The organism is Roseiarcus sp. (assembly GCF_052145395.1).
Classification (GTDB): Bacteria; Pseudomonadota; Alphaproteobacteria; order Rhizobiales; family Beijerinckiaceae; genus Roseiarcus.
On sequence record NZ_JBKQOT010000719.1, the window covers coordinates 1 to 5,276 of the forward strand.

Annotated in this window: 6 protein-coding genes; 4 read left to right on the forward strand and 2 right to left on the reverse strand. The window is 64.8% G+C overall.

Going from position 1 to position 5,276, the window contains the following annotated elements; all coding sequences use genetic code 11:
- Nucleotides 1–342: 342 nt before the first annotated feature.
- Complete coding sequence (locus tag ACLP25_RS24685; RefSeq protein ID WP_442471764.1) at nt 343–723, reverse strand: nuclear transport factor 2 family protein; 381 nt, start codon at nt 721–723, stop codon at nt 343–345.
- An 89-nt stretch (nt 724–812) separates the two neighbouring features.
- Here ACLP25_RS24685 and ACLP25_RS24690 point away from each other — a divergent pair, with 89 nt between their 5' ends.
- From ACLP25_RS24690 to ACLP25_RS24705, 4 genes are all read left to right on the forward strand, one after another.
- A complete protein-coding gene (locus tag ACLP25_RS24690; protein WP_442471765.1) occupies nt 813–1,166 on the forward strand; it encodes a hypothetical protein in 354 nt (117 codons plus the stop codon).
- Between the two features lie 13 nt (nt 1,167–1,179).
- Nucleotides 1,180–1,974 carry a 3-oxoadipate enol-lactonase gene (gene pcaD / locus ACLP25_RS24695; protein WP_442471766.1) on the forward strand — a complete coding sequence of 265 codons (795 nt, stop codon included), beginning with the start codon at nt 1,180–1,182 and terminating at the stop codon, nt 1,972–1,974.
- A 116-nt stretch (nt 1,975–2,090) separates the two neighbouring features.
- Nucleotides 2,091–4,019: a potassium transporter Kup gene (locus ACLP25_RS24700; protein WP_442471767.1), complete on the forward strand. Its 1,929-nt coding sequence runs from the start codon at nt 2,091–2,093 to the stop codon at nt 4,017–4,019.
- 21 nt (nt 4,020–4,040) lie between these two features.
- Nucleotides 4,041–4,802 (forward strand): glycosyltransferase family 25 protein, encoded by a 762-nt coding sequence (locus ACLP25_RS24705; protein ID WP_442471768.1) that lies wholly within the window; start codon nt 4,041–4,043, stop codon nt 4,800–4,802.
- A gap of 222 nt (nt 4,803–5,024) precedes the next feature.
- On the opposite strand, the gene ACLP25_RS24710 is transcribed toward ACLP25_RS24705, so the two are convergent.
- On the reverse strand, nt 5,025–5,276 hold a 252-nt coding region (locus ACLP25_RS24710), incomplete at its 5' end, for a hypothetical protein (RefSeq protein WP_442471769.1).

Below are 5,276 nucleotides of genomic sequence, written 5' to 3' on the forward strand. Positions count from 1 at the left end.
CCTCGTCCTGAGGAGCGGCGCCGCGGCGACGCGTCTCGAAGGACGCTCCAGCGCGCACCGACGGCAGCGCCCACTGGATCATCCTTCGACAGGCTCAGGATGAGGTTCGTGGATCACAACCCAACTCGGCAGTTACAAAGTGACCGTTTTCGGCGCCCAACGCGTTGAAATCATTTGACCGCCGCCAGAAACGCAGCGCCGGTCCCGCGGGAGCATCGGCGGCTCGATCCGGCGGAAGAGCGCTCGGAAAATCCGCCGCAAAGGCTTGAAAAGATTGATTCCCGGCGCGGAAATCGCGGCGACCCTCGGCCACGCCAAACGGGCGAACGACCGACCCGGCCCTCAGCCCGTGAGCGCGGCCGCCATCTTCTGCCTGACCACTTCGATCGCCTTCAGCGGGCGGATCATCACCTTGAACCGGTCGATTTTGCCGTCCGCGTTCCAGCCGATGATGTCGACCCCGTTCACCTCGATTCCGTCGATGACGGTCGCGAACTCCAGCACCGCCGAGTTGGGCCCGATCCACTGCTCGACGTAGCGGAATTCTGGATTGCCGAGAACCCGCAGCGCCGCAGCGAGGTATTTCGCCGTGATCGCCTTGCCCCGCTGCGGCGTGTGGACGACCGGCGAGAGAAAGACCGCGTCCTCGGCGAGTAGGGCGTCGAGGGCCGCCGGATCGCGGGCCCGCGCCGCCTCATGCCAGTGTTCGATCGCTCCGCCCATGTCCGCCTCCCGGCTCGCTTGTCCGGATCGTTCTACCCGCCTAAGGAGTTTAGGGGAACAGGCCCGTCCGCGGGCCTCGGAGACATCGCATGGACGCCCTCTCCTCGATCGAGGCGATCATCCGCGACCTGCTCATCTTCGTGGTCGCGATGACCGCCCTGCTCATTGCGCTCCTGGTCATCGTCTCCCGCATGCCGGACGACAACCCGCTGAAGCGCATTCTGGTCGCGCTGAGCTACCGCGTCGGCGCGACCGCGGCGGCGGGCCTGATCGCGGCGCCGGCGATGCCGATCCCCGGTCTCGACGCGGTCGTCGACATCGGCGCGCCGCTCCTCATCCTATGGTACTGGTGGACATTCTTCCGCGGTCTGAGGACGAACAGCGTTCCGGCCGCGCCGGCGCCAAAGCCGCGGTCCGTCGAGCGGCTGGTGAACCGCGATTGAGAGGGGCTTCCTCATGGGCTTCGTGCGGGCGAACGGCGGCGTCATCCACTATCGGGACGAGGGGCCGCGCGCGGGCCCGCCGATCGCCCTCATCAATGCGCTCGGCAGCGACCTGCGCATCTGGGACGAGACGGCCGGCCGACTGGCGCGCGACTTCCGCGTCATCCGCTACGACAAGCGCGGGCACGGACTCTCGGAAGCCGGGCCCGACCGCACCGACATGGCCGACTACGCGGGCGACCTCGCCGGCCTTCTGGACGCTCTCGGCGTTCAGCGCGCGACGATCGTCGGTCTGTCGATCGGCGGCCTGATCGCCCAGCAGCTCTACCGGGATCGGCCGGACCTTTTCGCCGGCCTCGTGCTCTCCGACACGGCCGCGAAGATCGGCGACGAGGCCAGTTGGGACGCGCGCATCGCCGCGATCGAGGCCGGCGGCGTCGAGGCGATCGCGGACGGCGTCCTCGAACGCTGGTTCACCCCCGACTTCCGGTCCCGCCGGGCGGACGAGCTGATCGGCTGGCGGACCATGCTCGTCCGTACGCCGATAAAGGGATATCTCGCCGCCTGCGGCGCCCTGAAGCGCGCCGATCTTCGTCCCTATGCCGGCGCCATCGCCGTTCCGACCCTCTGTCTCGTGGGCGATCAGGACGGCTCCACGCCGGTGGCGCTCGTGCGCGAGACCGCGGCGCGGATCAGCCGCGCCCGGTTCGAGATCATATCGGGCGCCGGGCACATTCCCGGGATCGAGCAGCCGGATGTAACCGCGCGCCTGTTGACCGAGCACGCGAATGAGGCTGCGGCGTTATGACCGGTCGGGCGCCGCCAAAGGCTAAACGCCCGACCCTATGCGTGCGAGGCGTGGCAGAGTATAGACGTCCGCCTTTTTTGCCGGCTTGAAAACGCGACCGACGCCTCCGGGGTTCTTTGTCAATGTCCGAAAACGCCACGAAGGACTACCCTCCGGGCCCGCACCGCGTCGAAACCACGGCCCCCGGCCATTTCGCCGGCAGTTTCTGGATTCTTTCGCTCGGCTCGATCGGCGTCGTCTTCGGCGATATCGGAACGAGCCCGCTCTACGCCCTTCAAACCGCGCTCGGCCAGTTCAAGGGGTCCGGTATCGGCGCAAGGGACGTGATCGGCGTCGTTTCCCTCATCATCTGGGCCCTTTTGATCGTCGTCACCGCGAAATACGTGGTGTTTCTGATGCAGGCCGACAACAAGGGCGAAGGCGGCATCCTCTCGCTGAAAGCGCTGGCGCAACGGGCGCTCGGCCAACGCACCACGATCGCCTTTCTGCTTGGCGTGGCCGGCTCGGCCCTCTTTTCCGGCGACGCGATGATCACCCCCGCGATCTCGGTCCTCTCCGCGCTCGAGGGCCTGAAGCAGGTCGACTCCGATCTCGCGCCCTATATCCTGCCGGCGACGGTCGTCATTCTCGTGCTTCTGTTCACCGCGCAGAGTCGCGGCACGGCCGGAGTCGCGGCGTTTTTCGGGCCGATCATGGCTGTGTTTTTTGTGGTGAACGCGGTGCTTGGCCTCGTTCATATCGCTGCAGCCTGGGAGATCCTGCAGGCGCTGAGCCCGGCGCCGGGCGTCAGCTTCATTTTCGCTCATGGCGCAGTCGGGTTCGTCGTGCTCGGAAGCGTGTTTCTCGCCGTGACCGGCGCCGAGGCGCTGTACGCCGACATGGGACATTTCGGCCGGCGACCCATCCAGGCAGCCTGGTTGTTCCTGGTCTTGCCGGCGCTGATCTGCAACTATCTCGGCCAGGGCGCGCTGATCCTTAGCGACCCCAAGGCGGTGGAGAATCCGTTCTATCTCATGGCCCCGAGCTGGGGCCTCGTGCCTTTGATCCTGCTCGCGACGGCCGCGACGGTCATCGCAAGCCAGGCTGTGATCACCGGCGCCTATTCGCTCGCCAGCCAGGCGATCCAGCTCGGCCTGCTTCCGCGCCTGGAAATCGTGCATACCTCCTCCACCCAGGAGGGACAGATTTTCATCCCGCGGGTGAACAGGGTGCTGCTGCTCGGCGTTCTGGCGCTGGTGCTGCTCTTCCGCTCGTCGGACGCGCTGGCGAACGCCTACGGCATCGCGGTTTCCGGCACCATGGTGGCGACGACGGCGCTGGCGTTTTTCGTTGTCTGGAAACTGTGGCGTTGGCCGCTCTGGGGCGCGCTTGCGCTCGTCTGCGCCTTTCTGTCGATCGACATCGGCTTTTTCATCGCCAACCTCTACAAGGTCCTGGACGGCGGCTGGGTTCCGCTAATGCTCGGCGGCGCGATGTTCATCGTGATGTGGACCTGGTCGCGCGGCAGCGCGATCCTCAACGCCAAGACCCATCGGGACTCGATTCCGATGGCTGACCTCATCAAGATGCTCCAGAAGTCGAAGCCGGTGCGCGTTCCCGGAACCGCCGTCTTTCTGACCAACGACCCGACCTCGGCGCCTTCGTCCCTTATGCATAACTTGAAGCACAACAAGGTGCTGCATGAGCGCATCGTGCTCCTGAACGTGCGCACGGAGACGACCCCGCGTGTGGCGGAGACCAACCGCTTCGAGATCGCGTCTCTTTCCGCCGACTTCACGTTGGTCACGCTTCATTTCGGCTACATGGAGCAGCCCCACATTCCGCGCGCGCTCGCGGCGATGCGGAAGGCCGGCTTGAAGTTCGACATCATGACGACCTCGTTCTTCCTCGGCCGTCGGACCCTGAAGGCGGCGCAAAACTCCGGCATGCCTCAATGGCAGGATCGGCTTTTCATCTCCATGAGCCGGCAGGCCGCGAACGCTCCGGACTTCTTCAATCTGCCCTCGGATCGCGTGGTCGAGCTCGGGGCGCAGATGAAGGTCTGAAGTGAGACCTGGACTTCAACGATGAAGGTCTATGTGATCAATCTCGATCGGGATTGGGATCGCCTGGCGCACATGCGTCGGCAGCTCGAGGATGTTTCCTTCGTGCGCGTGTCGGCGGTCGACGGATCGAAGTATCCCGAGAAAGCCAAGCCGCCGCTGACGCGGTTCGAGCTCGCCTGCTTGGCGAGCCACAGAGACGCTTGGCGGGTTTTCCTCTGCGGCTCGGACCCGCACGCCTGTTTCCTCGAAGACGACCTTCACATCTGGCCAGGGTTCGAGGCGCTGATCGACAGCGACGCTTGGGTCCCGCCGGACGCACACGCCGTCAAGCTGGACACCTATTTCCAGAGGGTCAGGCTTGGGGTTCGGCGTCCGGTCGTCGGCGGACGCGAGGTCGCGCGGCTCTACAGTCGGCACGAGAGCAGCGCGGCCTACCTCTTGTCGCGCGCGGGCGCGGAGCGCTATCTCGAGCTGACCGATCCGCCCGCGCTCCCGGCGGACTATTCCCTGTTTCCCAAGAATGCGCGCCGCCTAGGCCTCCGGATTTACCAGCTCATTCCCGCCGTCGCGATCCAGGACCATTTGCGCCCTGCCGACGAGGGCGGCCAGACCTTCAGCACAGCCATGAACGTCGGCGGACCCGTCCGGCCGCGTCGCCGCTCGCCCTTCTCCAGGCTCGTGCGCGAGGGCTCCCGGTTGGCTGGCCAGGTCGGGGAAACGAAGGAAGCGATCTACCTCAAGACCGTCCTCAAAGCCGAGACGACGACGGTGCCGGTCGGATAGGAGGCCCTGGCCGACCCCCAAGGGCGGCGTCCTCGCGAGGAGCCCGGAGGGCGACGCGGCATTCGGACTGGGCGGAGAACATACACCGCCGGAGGTAAAATGTCGTTTCGGAGCGGGCCTAAAACAGTTCGCCGTCAGCGGTGTGAGAGCGGGCGTTCAAGCCTAGGCTTCACCGACCGGAACAGCATTCATCGCAGCCGCCGCATCAACTGCGACGACTAACTACATTGCGGCCCCATTGACTGTTTTGAGAACGTATTGTCCAATAAGTGCGGCCAGTTCGCAACTATTGCGATCCGCCCGTGTTTTCAAAAACGTCGGGCGGCGCACGTCATAGGGCCTGTCAAAAGCGGCCGGCAGGCCAATGCACAATATCATAAGAATTATCACTAGAACCGACACGTCGATTTTGTACAAAAGAAAATAAGTAAACACAACAATTGAATAGATCACAACACTTATAAAATACATCAC

Bases quoted from the DNA above. Each gene is read 5' to 3' on its own strand.
- ACLP25_RS24705 (WP_442471768.1), top strand. From the start codon at position 4,041: ATGAAGGTCTATGTGATCAATCTCGATCGGGATTGGGATCGCCTGGCG.
- ACLP25_RS24685 (WP_442471764.1), bottom strand. From the start codon at position 723: ATGGGCGGAGCGATCGAACACTGGCATGAGGCGGCGCGGGCCCGCGAT.
- ACLP25_RS24690 (WP_442471765.1), top strand. From the start codon at position 813: ATGGACGCCCTCTCCTCGATCGAGGCGATCATCCGCGACCTGCTCATC.
- pcaD (WP_442471766.1), top strand. From the start codon at position 1,180: ATGGGCTTCGTGCGGGCGAACGGCGGCGTCATCCACTATCGGGACGAG.